A 23,570-nucleotide genomic window follows, 5' to 3' on the forward strand; every position below is an offset into this window, starting at 1 on the left:
CCTCGCTGAAGCTTACGCCGCGGCGGCGGGCGCCTTGGCGGCGGCCTGCTTGAGCAGGCGCTCGACGGTCGGGGAGGCCTGCGCGCCGACGCCGCGCCAGTAGGTCAGGCGGTCCTGGGCGACGCGGATGCTTTCCTCGTTGTCCTTGGCGATCGGGTTGTAGAAACCCAGGCGCTCGATGAAGCGGCCATCGCGACGGATACGCTTGTCGGCCACGACGATGTTGAAGAACGGACGGCTCTTGGAGCCGCCGCGGGAGAGTCGAATCACGACCATGATTTATCCTTCGGGTGGAGAAGCCAGCGCATCATGCGCACGGCCCCGTGATCCCCCAGCGTTGAGACACGCGCATCGGCCACCCGGCCAGCGACACGCTGGAAAGCCCGCGATTATAGCCCGCCACCCCCGATGAGCCTCATCCGCCCCAGCACGGAAGCCGACCTGCCCGCCATCACGGCCATTTACAGCCACCATGTGCAGCACGGCACCGGCACCTTCGAGACCACGCCGCCCACCGAACTGGACATGGCCGGCCGCCGCGCCGACGTGCTGGGCAAGGGCCTGCCCTGGCTGGTGGCCGAGCAGGACGGGCGGGTGCTGGGCTACGCCTACTGCCAGTGGTTCAAGCCGCGGCCGGCGTACCGGTACTCGGCCGAGGATTCGATCTACCTGCACCCCGACGCAGCCGGCAAGGGGCTGGGCAAGCAATTGCTCGCCGCGCTCATGGCGCAGGCCGAGTCGGTGGGCGTGCGAAAGCTCATCGCCGTGATCGGCGATTCTTCGAATGCCGGCTCGGTCGGTGTGCACCGCGCGCTGGGCTTCACGCCGGTGGGCACCATCGCCAACTGCGGCTGGAAGTTCGAGCGCTGGCTGGACATCGTCCTGATGGAAAAAGCGATCGGCGCCGGCAGCAGCACGGCGCCCGAATCGAAGTAGATGAAAAGCAAGACCGTCGCGACCTGGCTCGCCTTCCTGGGCGGGCCGTTCGGCCTGCACCGTTTCTATCTCCACGGCTTCGGCGACTGGCTGGGCTGGCTGCTGCCGGTGCCGACGCTGCTGGGCGCCTACGGCGTGCTGCGCATGGGATCGCTGGGGACCAACGACCCGCTCAGCTGGGTGCTGACACCGCTCCTGGGCTTCACCTTCGCGGGGTGCTGCCTGACCGCGATCGTCTACGGATTGAAGAAGCCGGAGGAATGGAACGCGCGCTTCAACCCGCAGGCGGCGCCGGACGCGGAGCCCGGCCGCACCGGGTGGGCCACCATCTGGGCGATCGTGATGGCGCTGATGATCGGGGCGGGGGTGCTGATGACCAGCATCGTGATGAGCATGCAGGGCTACTTCGAGCACCAGGTGGAGGAAGGGCGGCGCATCTCGCAGTGAGTGCGCGCCCTGGGGTGCCACCGGAGCGATCGGTCAGTAGGCCCCTACGCCAGGTCCAGGCGGCTCTGTCGTCTCAGTTGGGAACGGCAACGCAGGGGGAGGAGCCCCCACCACCGGGGGAGGAGCCACAGGCGGCGGCGCCGTGCCCCTCCAGACCAGCACGCGGTTGTTCTCGCTGTCCACGACGATCAGATCGGTCCCGTGGAAGCGCAGGCCGTGCGGCTCATTGGAAAGTGTCCTGTCGCTCGGCAGATCCGAGGCACGATCCGTGGTGAAGCCATCCTGTCCGATGACCTGGTCGGCAGGCTGGCCGTGCGCGCCCGCATCGGGGATGCGGTTCCACAGCAGCATGCGGTGGTTCTGCTGGTCCATGACGGCCAGTTGGCCGGCATCGTTGACGTCAACCGCAACCGGGAGGTCCAGGCTCATGGCCGACCGGACGTTCAAACCACCCGCGTTGGCCAGCGCATCCGTGAAGTTTCTCTGGCCAAGGACCGTTCTCGCCGGCTGGAAGCTGGCGGTAGGCAGGCTGTCCCAGACCAGGACGCGATGGTTGCCGCTGTCCGCCACGATCAGCCGGTTTCCATCCGACCAGACCGAGGACGGCCCGCTCAGGGTGCTGTCGCTGGGGCTGGTGCCGCCGCCATTGGCTTCACACGCGATCATCGACGGCTGGCCGAGCACGACGTTGGCGTCCCCCAAGGGCTGCCCGGGCGTCACCTGGTTCCAGATCAGCACCCGGTTGTTGGCCGCATCGGCGACCACCAGCCGGCCCGTGGGAGTGAGGTGGGCGGAAGAAGGTGCACGCAGCCCCGCTGCGCTGCAGACGGGCGCGCTGCCCGCCACGGCCAGCTGGGCGGCGCCAGGAGTCGCGCTCTCGAAGATCCTGACGTTGTTGCCGTCGATCACCACCAGCCTGCCCGAATGGATCGACACGCTCCGCGGGTCAGCGACTCCCGGGAAGTCCACGGACGGCCCATGCTGGTCATAGCGGCTGAAGACCTTCAGTGTCTTGGTCCCGAAGTCCGCGACGAACAGCCTGCCGTCGGCGGTCACGGCGGGTTCACCAACGGGGATGTTCAAGGTGCCGGGCGAGCCGACGGGCGCCAATTGATCGAAGCCTTCCTGGCCGATCACCGCCACCGCCGACGGGAAGGCGCTGAACACCAGCGGCGCAGGGGCGGCCACGGGCGCGGGCGCGGCGGCCGGTGGAGGCAGGCTGCCGCTGCCGCTGCCGCCGCAGCCGGCCAGGGCCGCCGTGAACAGCAGCGCTACGCCGGCGAGCCGCGTCTTCGAGCTTGCATGAAACTTCATGGATTCTCCTGTGGGATGAACATTGCGAAAGCTCGCGGATGCTCGGGCGACAGTCATGTCCCGACAAGGAGTCAAGTCACGCAGGGTGCGCCGCAATAGCGCCGCAACCCTGGCATGCATGAAAAAGGCACGGCGGCCGCATCACCGGCCGCCGTGCCTGAAATTGAAGTTGTGTGTTCGTGGAGCGGGTTGACGCCGGCCAGACCTAGAAGATCTGCAGCGAAACCCAGTACCCGATCGCCGCCATGAACGCACTGGCCGGGATCGTGAAGATCCAGGCCCACACGATGTTCCCCGCCACGCCCCAGCGCACCGCGCTCGCGCGCTGCGTGGACCCAACCCCCACGATCGCGCCCGTGATCGTGTGCGTGGTCGACACCGGGATCCCCAGCGCGGTCGCCAGGAACAGCGTCAGCGCCCCGCCCGTCTCGGCGCAGAAGCCGCCGACGGGCTTGAGCTTGGTGATCTTCTGCCCCATGGTCTTCACGATGCGCCAGCCGCCGAACATGGTGCCCAGGCCGATGGCGATGTAGCAGCTGACGATCACCCAGTTGGGCGGCGACGACTCGCCCTTGCCCACGTAGCCGGTGGCGATCAGCAGCATCCAGATGATGCCGATGGTCTTCTGCGCGTCGTTGCCGCCGTGCCCCAGGCTGTAGGCACCGGCCGAGACGAGTTGCAGCCGCCGGAACCACCGGTCCACGCGCGACGGCGTGGACCGACGGAAGAGGTGGGACACCAGCACCATCATCAGCGAGCCGAGCAGGAAGCCCAGCGTCGGCGAGATGAAGATGAACACCACCGTCTTCAGGATGCCGCCGCCGACCAAAGAGCCCGCGCCCGCCTTGGCGATCACCGCCCCCACGATGCCGCCGATCAGCGCATGCGAGCTGCTGCTGGGGATGCCGTAGTACCAGGTGATCACGTTCCAGGTGATCGCGCCCAGCAAGGCGCCGAACACCACGTGCGTGTCCACCACCCCCGGCTCCACGATCCCCTTGCCCACCGTGGCGGCCACGCTCAGGTGGAAGATGAAGATGGCGACGAAGTTGAAGAACGCCGCGAACACCACGGCCTGCGTGGGCTTGAGCACGCCGGTGGACACGACGGTGGCGATGGAGTTCGCCGCGTCGTGGAAGCCGTTCATGAAGTCGAATGCCAGGGCCAGCGCCACCAGCAAGATCACCACCCAGAGGGCGGCCTGCATCGGTTCCATGGGGGCCGCTGTCTTTAAGAATGCTCGAGCACGATGCCTTCGACGACGTTGGCCACGTCCTCGCACTTGTCGGTGACGGTCTCCAGCAGCTCGTAGATGGCCTTGAGCTTGAGCACCTCGCGCACGTCCGGCTCCTCGCGGAACAGCTTGCTCATCGCCGCGCGCATCACGCGGTCGGCGTCCGACTCGAGGCGGTCGATCTCCTCGCAGGTCTTGAGCGCGGCCTCGGCGGTGGCGTGGTCGGCCAGGCTGCCGATCATGGCGACGGCCTCGCGCACGCGCTCGCAGCACTTGACCGCCAGGTCCGTCAGCCGCGTGATCTCGTCGTTCATCCGCCGCAGGTCGTACAGCGACATGGTCTCGGCCGAGTCCTGCAGCAGGTCGGCCACGTCGTCCATGGTGTTGATCAGCGTGTGGATCTGGTCACGGTCGATCGGCGTGATGAAGGTCTTGTGGATGAGGCGGTTGACCTCGTGCGTGACCCGGTCGGCCGCGCGTTCGGCATGGTCGACGTCGCGGGCGTACTTCTCGCGCAGGTCGGGGTCGTCGTAATGCTTGACCAGCAGCGCGAAGGCATGGGCGGCTTCGACGACGCGGCCTGCATGCTGGTTGAACATCTCGTAGAAATTCCCCTCGCGGGGCAGCAGCTTGCCGAACAGCATCGTGCGGGGCCTTCGGTGGTATTTTTGTGAACAGGCGAGTGTACCGCCCGGCCGGGCGCCGCCGGGCGCGGCTCAGGCGCTACGGAAGATGAAGTAGACGGCGCCCACCATGCACAGCGCGGCCCACAGGTAGTCGAGTTTCAGGGGCTCGCGCAGGTACAGCACCGCGAACGGCACGAAGACCGACAGCGTGATCACCTCCTGCACGATCTTCAGCTGCGCCACCGAGAAGCCCGCCTGCTGGAAGCCGATGCGGTTGGCCGGCACCTGCAGCAGGTATTCGGCCAGGGCGATGCCCCAGCTGATCACGGCCGCGATGTACCAGGGGCTGCTCGCCAGGTTCTTCAGGTGGCCGTACCACGCGATCGTCATGAACACGTTGGACGCGGCGAGCAGCACAATCGTCTGCAGCGAGAAGGGCATGGCGGCGAGCATCGGCGGATTATCGAATGACGGGCAAGGGCGGCCCGCGTGCATCCTGCACGCGGACGTGCACTGCATCGTGGCGGACAAGCCCGCCGGCCTGCTGTGCGTGCCGGGCCGGGGCGACGACAAGCAGGACTGCCTGTCGGCCCGCGTGCAGTCGATCCATCCGGATGCCTTGATCGTGCACCGCCTCGACATGGCGACCTCCGGCCTGTGCGTTTTCGCGCGCGGCCTCGAGATGCAGCGGCGACTGAGCGCCGCCTTCGCGGGCCGCGAAGTGCGCAAGACCTACGAAGCCGTCGTGTGGGGCGACCCCGGGCCTGGCCCGGGCGAGATCGACCTGCCCCTGGCGGCCGACTGGCCGAACCGCCCGCGGCAGAAGGTCGATGCGCAGCACGGCAAACCGAGCCTCACCCGCTGGTGGCGCGAAGGCCCGGGCCCCGTCGCCGGCAGCACGCGGCTGCGGCTGGAGCCGGTGACGGGGCGCTCGCACCAGTTACGCGTGCACCTGATGGCCATCGGGCATCCGATCGTCGGCGACTCGCTCTATGCGCCGGAAGCAGTGGCCGCCGCCGCACCTCGGCTGTGGCTGCACGCCGGGCGGCTGGAACTCCCGCACCCGGCCACGGGGGAGCCGGTGGCGTGGCACAGCCGGGTGCCGTTCTGAGCAGTTTCGTCATCCCCGCGCAGGCGGGGATCCAGGGTCTCCGTGAATGACGGGCCAAAGGGGGGAACCTCCCGTGCCTTCCGGCGTCCCAGCAACAGCGAAGGACCCGCGATGACCCAGCCGCCTCCCCTCACCCGCCGCGCCGCCAGCGCCGCCCTCGTGTTCGCGCCCGCCGTGCTGCTGGGCGCGCAGGCCCAGGCCGCGCGCCGGCCCACGCCGGCGCAGACCGAAGGGCCGTTCTACCCGGTGGAGCTGCCGGCCGACAGCGACAACGACCTGCTGCGCAACGGCCGCCGCCAGTACGCCAAGGGCCAGCCGGCCCAGGTCGAGGGCACGGTGACGGACCTGCAGGGCCGCCCGGTGTCCGGCGCCACGGTCGAGATCTGGCAGTGCGACGAAGCCGGGCACTACCACCACCCGGGCGACGGCGGCCGCGCCGACCCCGACTTCCAGGGCTTCGGCCGCGTCACGGTGGGCGCCGACGGCCGCTACCGCTTCCGCACCATCAAGCCCGTGCCCTACACCGGCCGCACGCCGCACATCCACCTGAAGGTGCGACTGGGCCCGCGCGAGCTGCTGACCACCCAGCTCTACGTCGAGGGCGAAGCGAACAACGAGCGCGACGGCCTCTGGCGCCGGCTGCGGGAGGACGACCGGCGCGCCCTGACGGTGCCCTTCCGCCCCGCCGGCGACGGCCTGCTGCAGGCCAGCTTCCCCATCGTGCTGGCGACCTGAAGGGGCGGCCCGCTTAGGATGCGGGCATGAGCACCCCCGTCCCTCTCACCATCCTCACCGGCGCGTCCCGCGGCATGGGCCTGGCCCTGGCCGAGCAGCTGCTCGAGGCCGGCCACGACCTGCTGTGCATCTCGCGCAAGACCCACGACGACCTGCCCCAGTGGGCCGCCCGCGCCGGCCGCAAGCTCGAGCAGTGGCCGCAGGACCTGGGCCGGCCCGAGACCGCCGCGGCCAAGCTGGAGACTTGGCTGGCCGCCCGGGGGCCGGCGGGGCTGGCCAGCGTCACGCTGATCAACAACGCCGGCGTGGTCCCTCGCATCGCGCCGCTGGCCCAGGTGCCCGCGGCCGACCTGGCGCAGGCGCTGCGGGTGGGCCTGGAGGCCCCGATGCTGCTGGCCGGCGCCTTCCTGCGCGCGACCGCCCAATGGCCCTGCCCGCGCCGGGTGCTGAACATCTCGTCGGGCCTGGGCCGCAAGGCCATGGCCTCGCAGGCCGGCTACTGCGCGGCCAAGGCCGGCATGGACCACTTCACGCGCTGCGTCGCGCTGGAGGAAGCCCTGCAGCCCAACGGCGCCAAGGTGTGTTCGCTGGCGCCCGGCGTGATCGACACCGACATGCAGGTGCAGATGCGCGGCGCCGACGCGGACCAGTTTCCCGATGTCGGCACCTTCGCCGGGCTCAAGCAGAAGGGGATGCTCAGCTCGCCGGCCGAGGCGGCCGCGCGCATCCTGAAGTTCCTGGCGCGGCCGGATTTCGGGGCGAATCCGGTGGCGGACGTGCGGGACTGAAGGCGGAAGCACTGGATTCCCGCCTTCGCGGGAATGACGGGAAGGAGGCCTTCGCGGGAATGACGGGAGGGGGGCCTCCGGGGGAATGACGGGCTTCGGCTCAGTCGCCTTGGAACCCGTCCGCCCGGTACGTCAGCACCAGCGTGTCGCGGTGCCCGCCGGCCGCGGTGGGCTGGATCGGGGTGGTCTCGTGCACCACGCGCTCGTCGTCCAGCAGCAGCACGCTCCAGGGCTGGTCCAGCGTGAAGCGCTGCCCGGCCGGGCCGTCCGCCTCGAACACCCGCGTCTCGCCGCCCTTGATGCCCTCGCGGCCGAGCAGGAACACGGCCACCAGGTCCACGCCGTCGCGGTGCGCGCCTTCCGGCGTGGGGCGGCCGATGCCGTCGGTGGTGTCGATGCGGAACTGGTGCGCTTCCACGTACCACTTCTGCCGACCCTTCACCGACGTCGCCAGGCGGCCCAGCCCAAGAAGCAGCTTCGACCAGGCCGGCGCCGCGGCCACGTCGCCTTGCATCGGCTCGAACCAGCGCTGCATGCCGCCGTGCAGCGCGTTGTATTCCACCGGCTGCCAGTGCGCCCGGTGCGGCGCCTGCACGAGTTCGCCGCCTTCCACCACGAAGCAGGAATGCCGGCGCCGCCGGTAGCGGCCGCCGTCCTTCAGGTAGGCGTCGGGCGGCAGGTCGTCCCAGGAAGGATTGAGCGCCAGCAGGTCCGCGCGCCCGCAGCCGGCGAGTTCGCACACGGCCTGCGCATCGAGCACGGCATAACCGCGAGAACGCAGCTGCGGCGCGGCTTCGGAGACGGGGGAATAGGTGGGGGACAGCACGATGCGGCAAGCTTAACAAGCGCGCCGAGCGGCCTCGCCGCCAACCCGAGCTTGTCATTCCCGCGAAGGCGGGAATCCAGTGCATCCGCCTTCATGGACGCTCGCGGGGAAGCACTGGATCCCCGCCTGCGCGGGGATGACGGATTCATCCAAGGCCTGCGCGGTCCGTCTTTCGGAACTCACTCCCGCTCTGGCGCCCGCAACCAATGGACGCTGAAGCGCCGCTGCGCGTCGGTCCACACCGCCCCCGGCCGGAAGCCGGCCTGCACGGCCAGCCGGCGCAAGCCGTCGATCGTGAACTTGTACGAGTTCTCCGTGTGCAGCGACAGCCCTTCGTCCAGCTCGTAGCACTCGCCGCCCAGCGCCACCCGCTGGTGGCGGCGGCTGACCAGGTGCATCTCGATTCGCCCCTGCGCCGCGTTGTAGAACGCGCTGTGCCAGAAGGCCTCGACGTCGAAATCGGCGCCCAGCTCCCGGTTGGCGCGAGCCAGCAGGTTGAGGTTGAACGCGGCGGTGACGCCTTGCGCGTCGTTGTAGGCCGCGTGCAGCACGGCCGGGTCCTTGACCAGGTCGCAGCCCAGCAGCAGCCCGCCGCCGCGCAAGAGGCGCGCGGCGCCGCGCAGGAACTGCAGCGCCTCGGCCGGCGTGAAGTTGCCGATGGTCGAGCCGGGGAAGAAGCCCACCCGCGGCGCGCCCACCAGCGGCGGCGGCAGGTGAACCGTCTCGGTGTAGTCACCCGACACCGGCAGCACCAGCAGCCCCGGATGCTCGCGCTCCAGGTCGGCGGCCGACTGCTCCAGGTGCTCGGCCGAGATGTCGATCGGCAGGTAGCGGCGCGGGCGCAGCTCGTCCAGCAGCAGCCGCACCTTGCTGCACGAGCCGGCGCCGAACTCCACCAGGTCGCAGCCGGTTCCGATCTCCCGCGCGATGTCGCCGGCGTACTGCGTGAGGATCGAGCGCTCGGTGCGCGTGGGGTAGTACTCGGGCAGCTCGCAGATGCGGTCGAACAGGCGGGAGCCCTCGGCGTCGTAGAAGTACTTGGGCGAGATCGAATGCGGCGCCGCCGCCAGGGCCCGCTGCAGGTCCTGCAGGAAGCCCGGCTCCTGGGCCGTCTCCAGTTCGTCGGGGACCCCGACCAGCGGAGCGGAAGCGAGCATCGGGGGGGTCATGCCATGTCCTTCGCCAGCCGCAGGCCGGAGTACTGCCAGCGCGCGGCCGGCGGGAAGAAATTGCGGTAGGTCCTGCGCGCATGGCCGGGCGGCGTGAAAGCACTGCCGCCGCGCAGCACCAGCTGCCCGACCATGAACTTGCCGTTGTATTCGCTCACCGCACCGCCCAGGGGCTGGAAGCCCGGATAAGGGTCGTACGAGGACCGGGTCCACTGCCACACGTGGCCGGTCATCTGCGAGATGCCGGGCGCTTCCGCCATCGCTTCCCACTCGAACTCGGTGGGCAGGCGCGCCCCGGCCCAGTCCGCATAGGCCGCCGCCTCGTAGAAACTGAGCTGCGCCACCGGCGCCGCCGGGTCCAGCGCCTGCACGCCGGCCGGCCCGAACACCTGCCAGTGGTCGGCCGGTGCGCGCGGGTCGCCCGCCGCCAGCCAGTACGCCGGCGCCCCCCAGCCCTGCGCCTGCACGGCCGCCCAGCCGTCCGACAGCCAGTGCAGCGGCTTCGCGTAGCCGCCGTCCTCGATGAAGTCCAGGAACTCGCCGCAGGTGACCAGCCGGTCGGCCAGCGCGAAGGGATGCAGCAGCACGCCGTGGCGCGGCGTCTCGTTGTCGAAGGCGAAGCCCTCGCCCGCATGGCCCACCTCGACCACGCCGCCGGGATGTTCCAGCCAGCGCAGCGCGGGCGTGGTGCCCGCCAGGCGCAGGGCCGGCTGCTCCTGCGGCCGCCAGGCCGGCAGCAGCGGGTTGCAGGAGAACGCATGCAGGATGTCGGTGGCGATCAGCTCCTGGTGCTGCTGCTCGTGCTGCAGCCCCAGCTCGACCAGCGGCGCGGCCGCCGCCCAGGCCGACCCGCTGGCCTCGCGCAGGAAGGCCTGCATCGCCGCATCGACGTGCGCACGGTAGGCGTGCACCCGCTCGAGCGGCGGACGCGTCAGCAGGCCGCGCTGCGGGCGCGGATGGCGCGGGCCGAGCGACTCGTAGTAGGAGTTGAAGAGCCGCGCGAAAGACGGATCGAACACCTCGTAGCCGCCGGCATGCGGGCCGAGCACCACGACCTCGAAGAACCAGCTGGTGTGCGCCAGGTGCCACTTGGTCGGGCTGGCATCCGGCATGGACTGCACGCACTGGTCTTCCGGCGAGAGGGTGGCGGCGAGTTCCAGGCTCGCCGCGCGCACCTGCGCATAGCGGGCCGCGAGGGCGTCGCGGCCGCCGGGCGCGGCGCGCGGCACGGGGGACAGGCTGGGCATGGCGGTTCTCCTTGTGTTCTGGTCGCTCGGCCTTCGCAGTTCATTACAGGCGAGCGGGTTTCTTGCGGGATCGCGCGGTCGGGCTGTCACATGCGCTACCGTCCATGCCTCGCGGCCCCACTAGGATGCGCCGCGTTCGCAGGAGCCTTCCATGACCGACCTCACCCAGCTCACCAACCAGCAGATCCGCCTGGCCCGCCGCCCGGTGGGATCGCCCACCCGCGCCGACTGGCAGGAGACCAGCGAGCCGGTGAAGTCGCCGCCCGACGGCGGCCTGCTGGTCGAGACACTCGCCCTGTCGATGGACCCGGCCATGCGCGGCTGGATGAACGAGGGCAAGAGCTACATCGCGCCGGTGGGCATCGGCGAGGTGATGCGCGCCGGCGGCGTGGGCCGCGTGCTGGCGTCCTCGCATCCGAAGTTCGCCGTCGGCGACCTGGTGGCCGGCGTTCTGGGCGTGCAGTCTCACCCCGCCTTCACGGCCGAGCAGGCGGGGCGCGCCGGCCTGGCGACGATCGACACGCGCATGGGCAGCGTGACCCAGTGGCTCAACGTGCTGGGCATGCCGGGCATGACCGCCTACTTCGGCCTGCTGGACGTCGGCCAGCCGCGGCCGGGCGACACGGTGGTGGTCTCCGGTGCCGCCGGCGCGGTGGGCCAGACCGTGGGCCAGCTCGCGCGCATCAAGGGCTGCCGCGTGGTGGGCATCGCCGGCGGCCGGGCCAAGTGCGACTGGGTGGTGGGCGAGCTGGGCTTCGACGCCTGCATCGACTACAAGGCCGGCCCCGTGCGCGCCGGACTCAAGGAGCACTGTCCCAAGGGCGTGGACGTCTACTTCGACAACGTGGGCGGCGACATCCTCGACGAGGTCCTCGCCCGGCTGGCGATGCACGCGCGCATCGTCATCTGCGGCGCGATCAGCCAGTACAACAACACCACGCCGGTGCAGGGACCGAAGAACTACCTGTCGCTGCTGGTGCACCGCGCGCGCATGCAGGGGATGGTGGTGTTCGACTACGCCGACCGCTACCCGCAGGCCGTGGCCGAACTGGCCGGCTACCTCAAGGACGGCCGGATGAAGAGCCGTGAAGACGTCGTGCGCGGGCTCGGGCAGTTCCCCGAGGCGCTCAACCGCCTGTTCACCGGCGAGAACTTCGGCAAGCTGGTGCTTCAAGTCGCGGATGAGGTCACTGGCTCGCGATGAGGTCGAGGGCATCCCGAACCAAGGAGTCGCGCGGCTGCGGCCGCTGGGTCTTCTTCCACTCGCCCAGCCGGCTGGGGCTGTCGTCCATCCGCACGAAGTAGACCGGACGCTCGCAGGCCTGCCACTTGGCGCAGTGCTGGCCCCAGCGGCGCACCTGGCCGGGCGGGACATAGAGGTAGATCGGGTCCTGCGCGAGCGGCTGCGTGCCGGGCTCGGCGACCACGGGCCTGGCATGCACCAACGGCGGCGTCTCGCCGCGCACCTCGATGCGGCCGTACAGCCCCGGCCGCAGCGGCCGGCCGGTGTCCACGTTGCGCCACGAGGCCTGCTGCGTCGTCTGCGCACCGGCATCGGTGAGGGCGAGCAGGGCCGCGCAGGCGCCGACCAGTCCGGCCTTCACGACGCCACGCCCCCGGCCGCCATCACGATGAACGCGGTGGTCACGGTCACGATCGCCACCACGCCCACGATCAGCGCGTGCACCACGCCGGGTTCGGGGGAGGGGGACGAGGGTCGTGGCGGCTGGTGCATGGCAGAGGCTCCTCGGGGACGAACCTTGTTGTAGCCAGCCCCTACCGCTGAGCGTGTAGGCGTGCAGGAAGGCCAATGGTGGATTCGTCCCGGGCGCCCGTAGGAGCCGGCTGACAACGCTGCCTACGGTCGCGGCACGCCGTTTGCCACGTTTGTTTCATGGATCCCGACTCGCTCTTGCAGGCCCTCCGGCAGCAGGTGCTGCCCCTGAAGTCCGGCGTTCCCGCGCCGCTGATGCAGGCGCTCTCGCGACGACGCATCGCGCTCTTGGGCGAGGCCAGCCACGGCACGCATGAGTTCTACGCGCTGCGCGCGCAGATCACCCGGGCGCTCATTGAAGAGCACGGCTGCCGCGCGGTGGTGATCGAGGGCGACTGGCCCGATGCCTGGCGCGTCAACCGCTGGGTGCGCGGCCTCGCCGACGGCGACGCCGAGGACGCGCTGTCCGGCTTCGAGCGCTTCCCGACCTGGATGTGGCGCAACACCGTGGTGCGCGACTTCATCACCTGGCTGCGCCAGTACAACCGCGACCTGCCGCCCTGGCGCCAGGTCGGCTTCTACGGCATGGACCTGTACAGCCTGTTCGGCTCGGTGCGGGAAGTGCTGGCCTACCTGGACCGCGCCGATCCCGAAGCGGCGCAGCGCGCGCGCCGGCGCTACGGCTGCTTCGACCACTTCCAGCAGAACCTGCAGGCCTATGGCTACGCCGCCGGCTTCGGCACCGGGTTCAGCTGCGAGGAGGCGGTGGTGGCGCAGCTCACCGACCTGCTGCGCCACCGCACGCCGGAAGACGACGGCGACCCCGACGCCCTGTTCCACGCGCAGCAGAACGCGAGGCTGGTGCGCAACGCGGAGCAGTACTACCGCAGCATGTTCCGCGGCCGCGCGTCGTCGTGGAACCTGCGCGACCTGCACATGGCCGACACGCTGCAGGCGCTCTCGGCCCACCTGCAGGAGCGCAGCGGCCAGGCGCCGCGCATGGCGGTGTGGGCCCACAACTCGCACCTGGGCGACGCCAGCGCCACCGCGATGTCCGAGCAGGGCGAGTGGAGCGTCGGCGAGCTGATGCGCCAGCGCTGGCGCGACGAGGTCTTCCTGCTCGGCTTCACCACCTACGAGGGCACGGTGCGCGCGGCTTCGGAATGGGACGAGCCGGCGCTGGTCAAGCGGGTGCGGCCCGGGCTTCCCGGCAGCTGGGAGGCGCTGTTCCACGAGGTGGGGCCGGAGAACTTCCTGCTGCTGCCCGACGACGCCCTGCGTGCCCAGCTCGACCAGCCGCTGCTGGAGCGCGCCATCGGCGTGATCTACCTGCCCGAGACCGAGCGGCGCAGCCACTACTTCAGCGCCCGCATCGGCGCGCAGTTCGACGGCGTGATCCACCTGGACAGCACGCAGGCGCTGGAGTCGCTGCCGGAGCGCGCGACCGCCTCGCCCGACGAGGAGGTGGAGGTGCCGGAGACCTACCCCGAAGGCGTGTGACTACACCCCGCCGCGCGGGTGCGTGGGATCGACCCACAGCACCTGCTCCGGTTTCTCCACCGGCTCGATGTCCAGGTTGACCGCCACGGCCTCGCCGTCGCTGCGGCACAGCACGCATTCGAGCTGCTCGGTCGGGCTGGCGTTGATCTCCTGGTGCGGCACCCAGGGCGGCACGTAGATGAAGTCGCCGGGGCCGGCCTCGGCGGTGAACTCCAGCTGCTCGCCCCAGCGCATGCGCGCGCGGCCCTTGACCACGTAGATCACGCTCTCCAGGTGCCCGTGGTGGTGGGCGCCGGTCTTGGCGTTGGCGTGGATGGTCACGGTTCCGGCCCAGAGTTTCTGCGCGCCGACGCGGGCGAAGTTGATCGCGGCCTTGCGGTCCATGCCCGGCGTCTGCGCGGTGTTGGGGTCCAGCTGGTGGCCGGGGATGACGCGCACGCCGTCGTGCTTCCAGCGCGGGTCGTGGGCGGGGTCGTCGTGGCCGTGTTCGTGAGGGTGGTCGTGGTCGTGCGAATGGGGATCGTGTGCCATGGGAGGCTCCTCAGCCGTAACGCCGGCGCGCCAGTTCCGCGCCTTGCGCCAGCGCCTGCAGTTTCTTCATCGCCACGTCGCGGTCCATCGGGGCCAGCCCGCAGTTGGTACAAGGGATGAGCCGCTCGCGCGCGACGAACTGCAGGGCGCGGCCGATGGTGTCGGCCACCTGCTCGGGCGTCTCGACCTCGTCGCTGGCCACGTCGATCACGCCCACCATCACGTCCTTGCCCTGCAGCAGCTTCATCAGCTCGGGCGGCACGTGAGAGTGGTAGCACTCCAGGCTGACCTGGCCGATGCTGCTGCGGGCCAGCGCCGGGAACACCTGCTCGTACTGCCGCCATTCCTCGCCCAGCGTTTTCTTCCAGTCCACGTTGGCCTGGATGCCGTAGCCGTAGCAGATGTGGACCGCGGTCGTGCAGGTCAGGCCCTGCGCGGCACGCTCCAGCGCCTGCACGCCCCACTCGGCCGCTTCCTTCATGTACACGTTGAACGCCGGCTCGTCGAACTGGATCACGTCCACGCCGTCGGCCTGCAGCGCCAGCGCCTCCTGGTTCAGCAGCTCGGCGAACGCCATGGCCATCTTCACCTTGTCGCCGTAGAAGCGGTCGGCCACGGTGTCCACGATGGTCATCGGACCGGGCAGCGTGAACTTGAGCTTGCGCTTGGTGTGGGCGCGGGCCAGGCGAGCCTCGAATGCATGCACCCGGCCGGCCAGGCGCAGGGGTGCGACCACCTGCGGCACCATCGCGTCGTAGCGGTTGTTGCGGATGCCCATCTTGACCTTGTGCTCGAAGTCGATGCCTTCGACGCGCTCGAGGAAGCCGTGCACGAAATGCTGGCGCGCCTGCTCGCCGTCGCCCACGATGTCCAGGCCGGCGTCTTCCTGCGCCTTGATCCACATCAGCGTGGCGTCGGCCTTGGCTTCGAGAAGGGCGTCGCCGGTTGCCTTCCATTGCGGCCAGAGCTTGTGGGTCTCGGCCAGCCAGGAGGGCTTGGGGAGGCTGCCGGCGATGGCGGTGGGGAACATGGTTTTTGTCTCCTTCGTTTTGGTCTGCCGATCATCATCGCGCAATACTTGGCAGGGTCACATCCGCGCCCTCCACCGCCCTGCCCCGCCGCTCGTCGTCGTCATTCCCGCTCCCCTCTCCGTCATTCCCGCGAAGGCGGTAAGGACGGTAGTGACGGTGGCGTCCGGACTGCACAACAGGCCGGATATAAGTCCGCAATGAACCCGCCGCGTCGGGCGCGCGGCTGAGGGAAGCACCCCGCCTCGGCGGGGATGACGGGACTGCTCGCGCTCAGGGCTTCGTCGAGCAAGCCCCGAGCCCCTCCATGACTGTCCTACGCGCCCCTGCCCGAACTCCGACGCGGCAGCCCCAAAGCCAAGCCGATAGTTCCGCAGCCCATGGACTTCACCACCCTGCTGCTCATCAGCCTGGCCGGCGCCCTCGCCTCGCCGCTGGGCGGCGCCCTGGCGTTGTGCAGGAAGCCGACCACCCTCGCCCTGTCGATCGCCGTCGGCTTCGCAGCCGGCGCGCTGCTCGGAGCCTTCGCCTTCGAGATGCTCCCCAAGGCCGCCGAGACGGCTTCGCTGCCGATCGCGGTGGCGGGCTTCGCCGCCGGATTCGGGGCCCTCTACGCGCTGGACCTGTTCCTGCACCACGGCGTGAGCGCGGGTGAGAAGTCCTCGCAGTGGAAACGGGTCGTGCGCCTGCGGCACAAGCAAACCTCGCGGGGCGATGGCGTGACCCTGCTGGCCGGCGGCACCAGCGCCGAGGAACTGGTGGAAGGCCTCACGATCGGGGTGAGCGCGGCCACCGATGCCACCCTCGGGCTGATCGTCGGCCTGGCGATCGTCATCGACAACGCGAGCGAAGCCATGAGCATCGGCGACCTGATCCAGGAGCAAGGCGGCGAGCACCAGGTCCGCCGCATCCTGGGCTGGACCGGCCTGATCGGGGCGTCGCTGTTCGTCTCGGCGATGGCGGGGTGGTTCCTGCTGCGCGACCTGTCCCCCGGCATGCTGGGCTTCCTGCTGGCCGTGGGCGCCGGCGCGATGTTCTACCTCACGATGACGGAGCTGGTGCCCGAAGCCGAAAGCCATCAGTTCCAGCAGTCCTCGGCCGTGGCCGCCGGTGTCGGGCTGCTGGTGATCTTCACGCTGTCGCGCATGCAGTGAGCGGATGGGCCGCCCGGCTGCTCAGCGCGCCGAGTCCTGCTTGCACAGGTCGGCCGGGCCGCGGCAATCGTCTTCGCGCGAACTGCCCGCCGGCGGCACCGCGCTGCGGTCGCGTTGCCCGGCCTGCGCACCGCGGCCGGCATCGGGCCGCGCGGGCGCCTGGTCGAGCGTGCAACCGCCCAGGGCGATCAGGGCCGCCACCAGCGGCCAAGGAAGGGATGCTTTCATGGTCTCTCCCGGCGTTCGGACCGGGTGACCCATCATTGCGGCGGCCGCACCGGCCTCCTGTAGGACGAGGGCGCCGGTTCCGTCCCGCGTCGCGGGACAATCGCTTTCGTGCCCCACCTGCTCAACATCACGGACCGCGCCGCCCCGCCGGCGCCGGGCTTCGACCAGCCCTTCGAGATGCTCGACGCCTGCCACGACAAGATCCGGCAGATGCTGGCACTGATGGCCCGGATGCGCGAACACATCGAGCGGAACGGCAACGACGCGCAGGCGCGCGCGGCCGCGCAGGACGTGATGCGGTACTTCGACGTGGCCGCGCCGCACCACCACCTGGACGAAGAGCGGCACGTGCTGCCGGCGCTCGAAGCCAGCGCCGACGAGAAGCTCGCGGGCCTCGCGGTCCGGCTGCGGCGCGAACACCGCGAGATGGAGCAAGGGTGGGCCGCGGCGCGGCCCGTCCTGGCGCGCATCGCGCAGGGGGAACCCGCGTCGCCAACGCCGCAGGAGGACCAGACGCTGTCGTCCTTCGCCGGCCTGTACGCCGACCACATCGCCGCGGAAGAAGAAGCTGCGTTTCCCGCGGCGAAGACCGCCTTGGGCGCGGCCCAGGTCTCGGCCATGGCCTTGGACATGAAGGCCCGCCGCGGCGTGAAGTGACGCCGCGGCGGCCGGTCCCCGATTACAGCGACCGCAGGTAGTGCGCCACGTCGGCCACGTCCTGCGCGCTCAGCCCCAGCCCCAACCGGCTGTTGTAGGCCTGCACGGCGTCGTCCGCGGTGGCGGCCGATCCGTCGTGGAAGTACGGCGCGCGCTGCCACAGGCCACGCAGCGGGGTCGTGCGGTACTGCCTGGTCGCCGAGCGGGCCGCATGGCTGTCCGCCTCGGGTTCCGCCATCGAGGCCTCGGGCGGGTGCAGCCGGCTGTTGGCGTCGGTGAAGCTGCTGCCCGTGTGGCAGCTCGCGCAGCGCCCGGCGCCTTCGAACACCAGCTTGCCGCGCGCGGCGGCCGTCGCATCGAAGCTGCCCGCGGGCGGCGGGGGCGGCTGCAGGGTCAGCTGGTAGGCCTGCAGCGCCGGCAGCTTGTCGGTCACCAGGTCCACCGTTCCGTTGGTGATCGCGAGGTTCAGGCGCGGCTCGACCATGGTGCCCAGCCCGCCCATCTGCGTCACCGCCACGTAGCGGTTCCAGTACGCGATCTCGTCGCCGTCGCCGGTGAACGTGATCTTGTGGATGTCCTGCAGCCCGTAGGCCGGCGGGATGACGGTGGGCTTGTTGCGGCCGTCGATGTTGAAGCGAGCGTCGTACTTGCCCTTGCCCCAGGAGGAGTAGACCGCCTTCTTCGCCGCATCCAGCGCGGGTGACAAGGCGATGATCGCGCCGGGGTCCAGGTCGCGGTTGGGCCACCCGTCCAGGCGCTTGCCGATGCCCTGCGCGAAGGAGTTGTCCACGGTGGAATGGCACAGGGCGCAGGTGACGCCGAAGCGCACGAGCCGGTCTTGCCCGTTGACGGTTTCCACCGTGCCCTTGACGCCGACGATGGCGTCCAGCTTGAGCAGCGCGAGCGTGGTCGCGGGATCGGTGAGGCTCACGCTGCCGCTGCGCACGCCTTCCACCACCGCCGCGGGAAGCGCTTCGGCATCGACCTTCAGGCCCACCGACAACGCCGTCGTCGGATCGACGGTGGCGATCGCTTCGTGCATGCGCAGCTGGTCGGTCCAGAAGGCCTCGTCGCCGAAGGTGTCGAACCGGAAGATCTGCTGGCCCTGGGCCGCGAGCGCCGCGGCGCTGGGGGCCGGTGGCGCCACGGCGACGGGGTCGGCCGGCGCCGGCGCGGGGGCGGCGGTGGTCGTCGTGCCGTCGCCGCCCGAGCCCCCGCCGCAGCTCGCCGCAGCCGCCAGCGCTGCCGCTCCTGCGATCCACAGCGACGTCCTGAACAGCTGTGCTCGCGTCGGGCGCGAGCCTGTGGTGCGGGTTTCCATGGCAGTACTCCTTGCTCCACTGTCGTACGCCGAACCCGCCGCGGTGCCCTGTCGGCCCGCGGCGCAGGGAGGCGTCAGCCGGTGGCGCGCGCTGCTGCCGAGTGTCCGATCGGCCACTCGGCCGGCGCTTGCGGCAGAGCGGCCCCAGGCACGGCTATGGGAGCAGCGGCTGAACGAAGGCGAACCAGCCGCCAACCGCATAGAAGGCCAAGCTGATGAAAAAGACCCGCCGGGCCGCCGTCCGGGTGCGGATGCAAGCCTCGCGAAGCCCAGGGTCCACGGGGCATGGTGCCGTGCGATTCCGCCACTGGAGCCATCCGGAGAGCGCCAGGGCTGCTCCGGCGACCGCGAAGAGTGCCTCCTTGTGCTCGGACAGCCAGACCACCTGCGGGAAGACGGACACCAGCGACGAGAGTGCAGCACCCGCGCCCAGCGCCACGAGCATCGCGGGGATTGCGCAGCACACCAGGGTGCTCGAGGTGGCGAACAGCGTCGCCACCGAACTCCACAGGCTGCCGCGCGTCTGGGCGATCCCGTCGTCCATCACTTCTTTGCGCTCTTCGAGGCGGCCTTCAGCTCCTCGACGGACTGGGTGGACGGCTCGATCTTCACCACGTCGTAGCCGGCATCGACGATCGCGGCGCTGATCGCCTTCTCGTCCAGCGTCCTGCCGTCCCTGGCCTCGACCAGGACGATCCTGCTTTTCAGGTCCACGAACACGGCCTTCGTGGCATCCATCCGGAACAGGGACTTCTCGATGCCCTGGGCGCAGAATGCGCAGACCATGCCGTTGACCGTGGCCTTGAGGCTTTGGGCGGCCAGCGCCGGCAGGGCGGCAGATGCGATCGCCAGGGAAATGATGATGTTGCGCATTTGGATGTCCTTTAGAACGTGTACATGAAGTTGAAGCGGAGCTCCCTGGAGCCGTTCACCCCAGCCTCCACGAAGTAGCGGTTGTGAATGAGCCGCAGCATCGGGGTGATCTCGGTCTTGTCGGACAGGTCCCGCATGCGGCGTGCCTCGACCACGAACCATGGCTGCACCTCGTCGTAGTCCGTCTCGTAGAACGAGAAGCCCAGGCGCGCCGCCGCATAGTCGTGGTTGATGCCGTCGGCTCGGTAGAGGCGGCCGAGGGCAGAGGCGTAGATGCGGGTCGTTTCGTAGTCGACCTGGATGCCAGGCGTGGCCATGGTCCGGGTGCCGGAGAAGTCGTTGCCGCGCACGGCGCCCACCCCGCCGATGAACCAGACGTTCGCCTGCGCATGCGGCAGGTTCCACCGCTTCAGCAGGCGCGTGTAGGCCACCTCGGCCAGATCGCGCGTCCTGGCCTTGTCGTCGCTGCGCATGTAAAGCAATGACGGGCCGACCGCGTCGCGGGCGGTGAAGGCGTAGTTGGCGAACCCCTCGCGCCAGTTGGGCGAGAGGTCCCCCATGACCATCCAGCTTTCCTTGAAGCCCATGGGTGCAGCGAAGGCCTGGGAAGCCAGCACGGCCGCGGCGGCGGCAAGAAACCTATGTCTCATTCCAGATCTCCCGTGATGCGCGCGAACGCGCGTGAAACCGCTCCCGCAGCGCAGGAGCGTTCGGTCGGACAGGGAGATCAGGAAATCGGCGGCCGCAGGTCAGGCGCCAGGTCGGCACTGAGGTAGCGGCTCGGGCGCGCCTCGGGCGGGCCCCTGGGCGCGGGGCCTTGCTCGATCACCACCTCGGGCAAGCAAGCGGCGGCGGCGCACAGGTGGCAGGTCATGCAATGCGCGGTCGATGGGGACTCGTCCCGTGATCCACCGTCCGCCATGGCCTTCGCCATCATCGGGCAGTCCTCGGGCATGGTGTCCATCGCCGACATCTGCGCGGCCGCAGCCTGCTCCTGCGCCATGCGAACGGCCATGCCCTCGGCCGCCCACATGCGCATGGGCAGGAGAGCGATCATGAGGATCAGGACGAAGGTCCGCATCGGGTGATGATAGCGAGCCAGCCTCGAAGTCGAGGTGGGAGCACCGCACGGCTGGGCATGGAAAAAGAATGCGGGAAGGCGCTTGACCTTCCCACGGTGGCAGGGTTGACGATTCGATCTCCCCCTCAGGAGATCGCCATGAACCATGTGCACCACCACCCCCACGACCACGCCCCGGCCCGGCATCATCACGGCGCGGCAGGGTCCGCGACTCAGCCGGGCCTGAATGCCATCGCGCTGCGGGCGACCATCCACTGCCTGTCCGGCTGTGCCGTGGGTGAAGTGCTTGGAATGGTGCTGGGGACGGCCTGGGGGCTGTCGAACGGCGCGACGATCGCCCTGGCGGTGGCTCTGGCGTTCGCCTTCGGCTACGCCTTCACCTTCTTCCCGCTGCTGCGCTCCGGCATGTCCCTGCGCACCGCCGCCGGGGTCACCTTCGCTGCCGATACGGCTTCGATCACGCTGATGGAGATCGTGGACAACGGGATGATGCTGGTGATCCCCGGCGCGATGGACGCCGGCCTGGGCCAGCCTCTGTTCTGGGGTGCCTTGGCCGCCTCGCTCCTGATCGCCGGCGCGGCCGCGTTCCCGCTCAACCGCTACCTGATCGAGCGGGGCAAGGGCCACGCGCTGGCGCATGGCGCCCATGCGCAATGATGCACGGCCGCGCGGATTTCGTTCGCAATCGCCCAACCCGGCCGCAGCCCCGCTGGTCGTTGCGCTAGGATCAGAACCATGTCGCTTCTGCGCCTCGTCATCGCCTGGCTCGTCATGGCCGCGCTGCCCCTGCAAGGGCTGGCGGCTGCGTCGATGCTCTTCTGCGGCCAGGCGGCGCATTCGACGGCCTCGCAGCAGGCCGGCCACGACCACGCATCCCATGGCCACGCCCAGGCGGGGCACGACCAGGGCGCGAAGGATCACCATGGGCCCGAGGGCGCCGAGGCAAGCCCGTCCACGGACCCCGGCGAACAGGCTGCCGGCGGCCTCGTGGACGACGGGCACAGCTGCCCGATCTGTGCCTCGTGCTGCAACCTCGTCGCGGCCTCCGAGACACCGACCCTGTTGCCGGACGCGTCGCCACCCGCGGGCCTGCCTGCGCAAGGCGACGCGCGCGTGTCCACGCGACACGCACCCCAGCCCGACAAACCACCTCGCGCCTGACACGGCCTGCTGCCTCGGCCCGAGCCGGGGCGCGCCGCCGCATTCCGTTCCGCTTCCTGTGCAGCGCAATCGCGCGCGCCCAGGCCAACGCAACGACTCGCGCGAGGACCCATGTCAACGAGAATCCTTCTTTTCGCCGCCGCTGCGCTGGCGGCGAGTACCCCACTGGCCGCCCAGACGGGTGTCGCACCGCCGGTGCCGGCGACCGGCTCGATTGAGCCCCTGTACAACTCCGCCTTCAGCGGCTACCGCCCTTTCGATGCCGGTCAAGTCCAGGACTGGCGCAAGAGCAACGACACCGTTCGGGACATCGGCGGCTGGCGTGCCTACGCCCGCGAAATGCAGGAAGGCTCGCCGGCTGGCGCCGCTGGACAGGCTGCCCCGAACCGGCCCGCCCCTGCCGCCCGGCCCGCTCCCGGCAACGCCCACGAGGGGCACCACCGATGAACGCACCACGGTTCCACACGGTGGCCGCCACTGCCGCCGCGGCACTCGTCCTGGCTGGCTGCGCCGCACCCAGGATGGACGCCGCCCTGGAGGAGGCGAACACCCTGGCCGCTCCCGTTGCGGGGTCTGCCAGCGCCGGGCTGGCGCGCGATGAGGCGCAACGCACCGCCGCCGGCAAGGTGGCCTCGGACCTGCTCGCCAAGACCCTGACGATGGACGGTGCGGCCCAGCTTGCGTTGGCCAACAGCCCTGCGTTCCAGGCCGCCCTGGCGGACAGCTGGGGAGAGATCGCCGCCGCGCGGCAACGGGGCCTGCCCGGCGGGCTGGCTTTCTCGTTCGAACGCCTGCGCGAAGGCGGCGACCTGGAGCTCGGACGGCTGCTGTCGTTCGGCCTCTTGGACCTCCTGACCCTTCCGCAACGACACGCGGTGTCGCAGATCGATGGCGAGCGCGCCCGGGTGCGCATGGCCTCCACCATCGTCGAGCAGGTGACCAGCGCCCGCCAGGCGTGGGTCAACGCCGTGGCTGCCCGTGAGATCGAGACCTACGCGGCGCAGGTCAAGGAGGCCGCCGACGCAAGCGCGGAGCTGGCCACACGCATGCAACGGGCCGGCAATTTCACGAAGCTCCAGGCGGCCCGCCAGCACCTGTTCTACGCCGATGCGACGTCGCGCCTGGCGGCAGCACGGCAGAACGCGATCTCTTCGCGCGAGGCCCTCGTTCGGCAACTGGGTCTCTCGGACGACCAGGCGGCGGCCCTGAAGCTGCCGGATCGGCTTGCGGACCTGCCCAAGGCGCCCAGGGCGGCCGGCGAAGTCTCCAGGGCCCTGGCGGCACAGCGGCTCGACGCCCGCGTGGCCCGGCTGGATCTCGAGGCTGCCGGCCGGGGCCGTGGCGTCGACCTGGTGTCCAGCCTGGTGGACGTCGAGGCGGGCATCCGCCGCGACACCATCTTCGAGTCGAACGGCGAGAAGGCGAACGTCCGCGGCTGGGAACTGGAGATCCGGCTGCCGGTGTTCGACTGGGGCTCGACGCGCCGCGCCTCCCTGGACGCCCGCTCGCTCGCTGCCGCGAACCGCTACGAGGCGGTGGCCCGCGCCGCCACCTCGCAGGCTCGCGAGAGCTACTCGGCCTACCGCACCGCCTTCGACCAGGCCAGGCACCAGCGCGACGAGATCGTGCCGCTGCGCAAGGCCATCTCGGAAGAGAACGTCCTTCGCTACAACGGCATGCTCATCGGCGTCTTCGAGTTGCTCGCGGACGCACGCGACCAGGTCACCGGCGTGATGGCGGCCATCGAGGCGCAGCGCGACTTCTGGCTGGCCGATGCGGCCCTTTCCTCCTCCCTGATCGGCAAGCCCCTGGCTGGCAGCGCGCGTTCCGCGCCAGCCAGCGGTGGCGCGGCCGCCGGCGGCGATGCCGCCGCCCATTGATTCGCGAGG

General features: G+C 70.3%; 31 protein-coding genes. 13 read left to right on the forward strand and 18 right to left on the reverse strand.

The window, feature by feature from the left end; genetic code table 11:
* Positions 1 to 12: 12 nt before the first annotated feature.
* On the reverse strand, positions 13 to 276 hold the full coding sequence (gene rpsP, locus ASG30_RS10470) for a 30S ribosomal protein S16 (protein ID WP_055895632.1): 264 nt from the start codon (positions 274 to 276) through the stop codon (positions 13 to 15).
* Positions 277 to 408: 132 nt separating this feature from the next.
* Here rpsP and ASG30_RS10475 point away from each other — a divergent pair, with 132 nt between their 5' ends.
* The gene (locus ASG30_RS10475; protein WP_055895634.1) at positions 409 to 936 is read left to right on the forward strand and encodes a GNAT family N-acetyltransferase; all 528 of its coding nucleotides are present in this window, start codon (positions 409 to 411) and stop codon (positions 934 to 936) included.
* Entirely contained in the window at positions 937 to 1,383 is a 447-nt protein-coding gene (locus ASG30_RS10480) for an NINE protein (protein ID WP_055895635.1), read from the forward strand.
* 33 nt (positions 1,384 to 1,416) lie between these two features.
* Here the strand turns inward: ASG30_RS10480 and ASG30_RS10485 are convergent, their stop codons facing one another.
* From ASG30_RS10485 to ASG30_RS10500, 4 genes are all read right to left on the reverse strand, one after another.
* Positions 1,417 to 2,697, reverse strand: coding sequence for a hypothetical protein (locus ASG30_RS10485; RefSeq protein WP_055895636.1), 1,281 nt, complete (start codon positions 2,695 to 2,697; stop codon positions 1,417 to 1,419).
* Positions 2,698 to 2,902: 205 nt separating this feature from the next.
* Positions 2,903 to 3,913, reverse strand: coding sequence for an inorganic phosphate transporter (locus ASG30_RS10490; protein WP_055895638.1), 1,011 nt, complete (start codon positions 3,911 to 3,913; stop codon positions 2,903 to 2,905).
* Positions 3,914 to 3,927: 14 nt separating this feature from the next.
* Complete coding sequence (locus tag ASG30_RS10495; protein ID WP_055895640.1) at positions 3,928 to 4,575, reverse strand: DUF47 domain-containing protein; 648 nt, start codon at positions 4,573 to 4,575, stop codon at positions 3,928 to 3,930.
* A 72-nt stretch (positions 4,576 to 4,647) separates the two neighbouring features.
* On the reverse strand, positions 4,648 to 5,010 hold the full coding sequence (locus ASG30_RS10500; protein WP_055895641.1) for a DMT family protein: 363 nt from the start codon (positions 5,008 to 5,010) through the stop codon (positions 4,648 to 4,650).
* On the opposite strand from ASG30_RS10500, the gene ASG30_RS10505 reads away from it, so the two are divergent.
* The 3 genes from ASG30_RS10505 to ASG30_RS10515 all read left to right on the forward strand — a co-directional run bounded on the left by ASG30_RS10505 (position 4,997) and on the right by ASG30_RS10515 (position 7,191).
* Positions 4,997 to 5,668 (forward strand): RluA family pseudouridine synthase, encoded by a 672-nt coding sequence (locus ASG30_RS10505; RefSeq protein WP_055895914.1) that lies wholly within the window; start codon positions 4,997 to 4,999, stop codon positions 5,666 to 5,668. The two genes, ASG30_RS10500 and ASG30_RS10505, sit on opposite strands and share 14 nt — an antisense overlap.
* Before the next feature lie 111 nt (positions 5,669 to 5,779).
* Positions 5,780 to 6,403, forward strand: a complete 624-nt coding sequence (locus ASG30_RS10510; protein WP_055895643.1) for a dioxygenase family protein — start codon at positions 5,780 to 5,782, stop codon at positions 6,401 to 6,403.
* 26 nt (positions 6,404 to 6,429) lie between these two features.
* Positions 6,430 to 7,191 carry an SDR family NAD(P)-dependent oxidoreductase gene (locus ASG30_RS10515; protein WP_055895644.1) on the forward strand — a complete coding sequence of 254 codons (762 nt, stop codon included), beginning with the start codon at positions 6,430 to 6,432 and terminating at the stop codon, positions 7,189 to 7,191.
* Positions 7,192 to 7,291: 100 nt separating this feature from the next.
* Here the strand turns inward: ASG30_RS10515 and ASG30_RS10520 are convergent, their stop codons facing one another.
* The 3 genes from ASG30_RS10520 to egtB all read right to left on the reverse strand — a co-directional run bounded on the left by ASG30_RS10520 (position 7,292) and on the right by egtB (position 10,433).
* Positions 7,292 to 8,020: a 2OG-Fe dioxygenase family protein gene (locus ASG30_RS10520; RefSeq protein ID WP_055895646.1), complete on the reverse strand. Its 729-nt coding sequence runs from the start codon at positions 8,018 to 8,020 to the stop codon at positions 7,292 to 7,294.
* 176 nt (positions 8,021 to 8,196) lie between these two features.
* Positions 8,197 to 9,186 (reverse strand): L-histidine N(alpha)-methyltransferase, encoded by a 990-nt coding sequence (gene egtD / locus ASG30_RS10525; protein WP_156385485.1) that lies wholly within the window; start codon positions 9,184 to 9,186, stop codon positions 8,197 to 8,199.
* Positions 9,183 to 10,433: an ergothioneine biosynthesis protein EgtB gene (gene egtB / locus ASG30_RS10530; RefSeq protein WP_055895648.1), complete on the reverse strand. Its 1,251-nt coding sequence runs from the start codon at positions 10,431 to 10,433 to the stop codon at positions 9,183 to 9,185. The genes egtD and egtB overlap by 4 nt, the downstream gene beginning before the upstream one ends.
* A gap of 151 nt (positions 10,434 to 10,584) precedes the next feature.
* Between egtB and ASG30_RS10535 the strand changes: the two genes are divergently transcribed.
* On the forward strand, positions 10,585 to 11,637 hold the full coding sequence (locus ASG30_RS10535) for an NADP-dependent oxidoreductase (RefSeq protein ID WP_055895650.1): 1,053 nt from the start codon (positions 10,585 to 10,587) through the stop codon (positions 11,635 to 11,637).
* Here ASG30_RS10535 and ASG30_RS10540 read toward each other — a convergent pair.
* Positions 11,621 to 12,037, reverse strand: coding sequence for a hypothetical protein (locus tag ASG30_RS10540; RefSeq protein ID WP_055895652.1), 417 nt, complete (start codon positions 12,035 to 12,037; stop codon positions 11,621 to 11,623). The two genes, ASG30_RS10535 and ASG30_RS10540, sit on opposite strands and share 17 nt — an antisense overlap.
* Positions 12,034 to 12,168, reverse strand: a complete 135-nt coding sequence (locus ASG30_RS23100; RefSeq protein ID WP_268793576.1) for a hypothetical protein — start codon at positions 12,166 to 12,168, stop codon at positions 12,034 to 12,036. The genes ASG30_RS10540 and ASG30_RS23100 overlap by 4 nt, the downstream gene beginning before the upstream one ends.
* Positions 12,169 to 12,327: 159 nt before the next feature.
* Between ASG30_RS23100 and ASG30_RS10545 the strand changes: the two genes are divergently transcribed.
* Positions 12,328 to 13,647: an erythromycin esterase family protein gene (locus tag ASG30_RS10545; protein ID WP_055895654.1), complete on the forward strand. Its 1,320-nt coding sequence runs from the start codon at positions 12,328 to 12,330 to the stop codon at positions 13,645 to 13,647.
* On the opposite strand, the gene ASG30_RS10550 is transcribed toward ASG30_RS10545, so the two are convergent.
* Both ASG30_RS10550 and ASG30_RS10555 read right to left on the reverse strand, forming a co-directional pair.
* A complete protein-coding gene (locus ASG30_RS10550) occupies positions 13,648 to 14,178 on the reverse strand; it encodes a cupin domain-containing protein (RefSeq protein WP_055895656.1) in 531 nt (176 codons plus the stop codon).
* A 10-nt stretch (positions 14,179 to 14,188) separates the two neighbouring features.
* Complete coding sequence (locus ASG30_RS10555) at positions 14,189 to 15,208, reverse strand: methionine synthase (RefSeq protein WP_055895664.1); 1,020 nt, start codon at positions 15,206 to 15,208, stop codon at positions 14,189 to 14,191.
* Between the two features lie 378 nt (positions 15,209 to 15,586).
* Here ASG30_RS10555 and ASG30_RS10560 point away from each other — a divergent pair, with 378 nt between their 5' ends.
* Positions 15,587 to 16,360 carry a ZIP family metal transporter gene (locus ASG30_RS10560; RefSeq protein ID WP_055895666.1) on the forward strand — a complete coding sequence of 258 codons (774 nt, stop codon included), beginning with the start codon at positions 15,587 to 15,589 and terminating at the stop codon, positions 16,358 to 16,360.
* A 21-nt stretch (positions 16,361 to 16,381) separates the two neighbouring features.
* Here the strand turns inward: ASG30_RS10560 and ASG30_RS10565 are convergent, their stop codons facing one another.
* Complete coding sequence (locus ASG30_RS10565; protein ID WP_055895668.1) at positions 16,382 to 16,588, reverse strand: hypothetical protein; 207 nt, start codon at positions 16,586 to 16,588, stop codon at positions 16,382 to 16,384.
* 108 nt (positions 16,589 to 16,696) lie between these two features.
* Here ASG30_RS10565 and ASG30_RS10570 point away from each other — a divergent pair, with 108 nt between their 5' ends.
* Positions 16,697 to 17,245, forward strand: coding sequence for a hemerythrin domain-containing protein (locus tag ASG30_RS10570; protein ID WP_235579767.1), 549 nt, complete (start codon positions 16,697 to 16,699; stop codon positions 17,243 to 17,245).
* A gap of 22 nt (positions 17,246 to 17,267) precedes the next feature.
* Here the strand turns inward: ASG30_RS10570 and ASG30_RS10575 are convergent, their stop codons facing one another.
* The 5 genes from ASG30_RS10575 to ASG30_RS10595 form a co-directional block, all read right to left on the reverse strand.
* Complete coding sequence (locus ASG30_RS10575) at positions 17,268 to 18,566, reverse strand: c-type cytochrome (protein WP_055895670.1); 1,299 nt, start codon at positions 18,564 to 18,566, stop codon at positions 17,268 to 17,270.
* Positions 18,567 to 18,720: 154 nt separating this feature from the next.
* Entirely contained in the window at positions 18,721 to 19,110 is a 390-nt protein-coding gene (locus ASG30_RS10580; RefSeq protein WP_055895672.1) for a hypothetical protein, read from the reverse strand.
* On the reverse strand, positions 19,110 to 19,439 hold the full coding sequence (locus ASG30_RS10585) for a heavy-metal-associated domain-containing protein (RefSeq protein ID WP_055895675.1): 330 nt from the start codon (positions 19,437 to 19,439) through the stop codon (positions 19,110 to 19,112). The genes ASG30_RS10580 and ASG30_RS10585 overlap by 1 nt, the downstream gene beginning before the upstream one ends.
* 11 nt (positions 19,440 to 19,450) lie before the next feature.
* Positions 19,451 to 20,089, reverse strand: coding sequence for a hypothetical protein (locus tag ASG30_RS10590; RefSeq protein ID WP_055895676.1), 639 nt, complete (start codon positions 20,087 to 20,089; stop codon positions 19,451 to 19,453).
* Between the two features lie 77 nt (positions 20,090 to 20,166).
* A complete protein-coding gene (locus tag ASG30_RS10595; protein WP_055895678.1) occupies positions 20,167 to 20,520 on the reverse strand; it encodes a hypothetical protein in 354 nt (117 codons plus the stop codon).
* Positions 20,521 to 20,658: 138 nt separating this feature from the next.
* Between ASG30_RS10595 and ASG30_RS10600 the strand changes: the two genes are divergently transcribed.
* From ASG30_RS10600 to ASG30_RS10610, 4 genes are all read left to right on the forward strand, one after another.
* Entirely contained in the window at positions 20,659 to 21,177 is a 519-nt protein-coding gene (locus tag ASG30_RS10600) for a DUF4396 domain-containing protein (protein ID WP_055895680.1), read from the forward strand.
* Between the two features lie 78 nt (positions 21,178 to 21,255).
* Complete coding sequence (locus tag ASG30_RS10605; RefSeq protein ID WP_055895682.1) at positions 21,256 to 21,681, forward strand: hypothetical protein; 426 nt, start codon at positions 21,256 to 21,258, stop codon at positions 21,679 to 21,681.
* A 111-nt stretch (positions 21,682 to 21,792) separates the two neighbouring features.
* Positions 21,793 to 22,128, forward strand: a complete 336-nt coding sequence (locus tag ASG30_RS22120) for a hypothetical protein (protein WP_156385486.1) — start codon at positions 21,793 to 21,795, stop codon at positions 22,126 to 22,128.
* Positions 22,125 to 23,561: a TolC family protein gene (locus tag ASG30_RS10610; RefSeq protein WP_055895684.1), complete on the forward strand. Its 1,437-nt coding sequence runs from the start codon at positions 22,125 to 22,127 to the stop codon at positions 23,559 to 23,561. The genes ASG30_RS22120 and ASG30_RS10610 overlap by 4 nt, the downstream gene beginning before the upstream one ends.
* The last annotated feature ends 9 nt before the right edge of the window (positions 23,562 to 23,570 follow it).

Source organism: Ramlibacter sp. Leaf400, assembly GCF_001424545.1.
Lineage (GTDB): Bacteria > Pseudomonadota > Gammaproteobacteria > Burkholderiales > Burkholderiaceae_C > Ramlibacter.

What these genes read in the sequence shown, in the direction of transcription:
- rpsP (WP_055895632.1), bottom strand. Translation starts at nt 276, where the DNA reads ATGGTCGTGATTCGACTCTCCCGCGGCGGCTCCAAGAGCCGTCCGTTC.
- ASG30_RS10475 (WP_055895634.1), top strand. Translation starts at nt 409, where the DNA reads ATGAGCCTCATCCGCCCCAGCACGGAAGCCGACCTGCCCGCCATCACG.
- ASG30_RS10480 (WP_055895635.1), top strand. Translation starts at nt 937, where the DNA reads ATGAAAAGCAAGACCGTCGCGACCTGGCTCGCCTTCCTGGGCGGGCCG.
- ASG30_RS10485 (WP_055895636.1), bottom strand. Translation starts at nt 2,697, where the DNA reads ATGAAGTTTCATGCAAGCTCGAAGACGCGGCTCGCCGGCGTAGCGCTG.
- ASG30_RS10490 (WP_055895638.1), bottom strand. Translation starts at nt 3,913, where the DNA reads ATGGAACCGATGCAGGCCGCCCTCTGGGTGGTGATCTTGCTGGTGGCG.
- ASG30_RS10495 (WP_055895640.1), bottom strand. Translation starts at nt 4,575, where the DNA reads ATGCTGTTCGGCAAGCTGCTGCCCCGCGAGGGGAATTTCTACGAGATG.
- ASG30_RS10505 (WP_055895914.1), top strand. Translation starts at nt 4,997, where the DNA reads ATGGCGGCGAGCATCGGCGGATTATCGAATGACGGGCAAGGGCGGCCC.
- ASG30_RS10500 (WP_055895641.1), bottom strand. Translation starts at nt 5,010, where the DNA reads ATGCTCGCCGCCATGCCCTTCTCGCTGCAGACGATTGTGCTGCTCGCC.
- ASG30_RS10510 (WP_055895643.1), top strand. Translation starts at nt 5,780, where the DNA reads ATGACCCAGCCGCCTCCCCTCACCCGCCGCGCCGCCAGCGCCGCCCTC.
- ASG30_RS10515 (WP_055895644.1), top strand. Translation starts at nt 6,430, where the DNA reads ATGAGCACCCCCGTCCCTCTCACCATCCTCACCGGCGCGTCCCGCGGC.
- egtD (WP_156385485.1), bottom strand. Translation starts at nt 9,186, where the DNA reads ATGACCCCCCCGATGCTCGCTTCCGCTCCGCTGGTCGGGGTCCCCGAC.
- egtB (WP_055895648.1), bottom strand. Translation starts at nt 10,433, where the DNA reads ATGCCCAGCCTGTCCCCCGTGCCGCGCGCCGCGCCCGGCGGCCGCGAC.
- ASG30_RS10535 (WP_055895650.1), top strand. Translation starts at nt 10,585, where the DNA reads ATGACCGACCTCACCCAGCTCACCAACCAGCAGATCCGCCTGGCCCGC.
- ASG30_RS23100 (WP_268793576.1), bottom strand. Translation starts at nt 12,168, where the DNA reads ATGCACCAGCCGCCACGACCCTCGTCCCCCTCCCCCGAACCCGGCGTG.
- ASG30_RS10545 (WP_055895654.1), top strand. Translation starts at nt 12,328, where the DNA reads ATGGATCCCGACTCGCTCTTGCAGGCCCTCCGGCAGCAGGTGCTGCCC.
- ASG30_RS10550 (WP_055895656.1), bottom strand. Translation starts at nt 14,178, where the DNA reads ATGGCACACGATCCCCATTCGCACGACCACGACCACCCTCACGAACAC.
- ASG30_RS10555 (WP_055895664.1), bottom strand. Translation starts at nt 15,208, where the DNA reads ATGTTCCCCACCGCCATCGCCGGCAGCCTCCCCAAGCCCTCCTGGCTG.
- ASG30_RS10560 (WP_055895666.1), top strand. Translation starts at nt 15,587, where the DNA reads ATGGACTTCACCACCCTGCTGCTCATCAGCCTGGCCGGCGCCCTCGCC.
- ASG30_RS10565 (WP_055895668.1), bottom strand. Translation starts at nt 16,588, where the DNA reads ATGAAAGCATCCCTTCCTTGGCCGCTGGTGGCGGCCCTGATCGCCCTG.
- ASG30_RS10575 (WP_055895670.1), bottom strand. Translation starts at nt 18,566, where the DNA reads ATGGAAACCCGCACCACAGGCTCGCGCCCGACGCGAGCACAGCTGTTC.
- ASG30_RS10580 (WP_055895672.1), bottom strand. Translation starts at nt 19,110, where the DNA reads ATGGACGACGGGATCGCCCAGACGCGCGGCAGCCTGTGGAGTTCGGTG.
- ASG30_RS10585 (WP_055895675.1), bottom strand. Translation starts at nt 19,439, where the DNA reads ATGCGCAACATCATCATTTCCCTGGCGATCGCATCTGCCGCCCTGCCG.
- ASG30_RS10590 (WP_055895676.1), bottom strand. Translation starts at nt 20,089, where the DNA reads ATGAGACATAGGTTTCTTGCCGCCGCCGCGGCCGTGCTGGCTTCCCAG.
- ASG30_RS10595 (WP_055895678.1), bottom strand. Translation starts at nt 20,520, where the DNA reads ATGCGGACCTTCGTCCTGATCCTCATGATCGCTCTCCTGCCCATGCGC.
- ASG30_RS10600 (WP_055895680.1), top strand. Translation starts at nt 20,659, where the DNA reads ATGAACCATGTGCACCACCACCCCCACGACCACGCCCCGGCCCGGCAT.
- ASG30_RS10605 (WP_055895682.1), top strand. Translation starts at nt 21,256, where the DNA reads ATGTCGCTTCTGCGCCTCGTCATCGCCTGGCTCGTCATGGCCGCGCTG.
- ASG30_RS22120 (WP_156385486.1), top strand. Translation starts at nt 21,793, where the DNA reads ATGTCAACGAGAATCCTTCTTTTCGCCGCCGCTGCGCTGGCGGCGAGT.
- ASG30_RS10610 (WP_055895684.1), top strand. Translation starts at nt 22,125, where the DNA reads ATGAACGCACCACGGTTCCACACGGTGGCCGCCACTGCCGCCGCGGCA.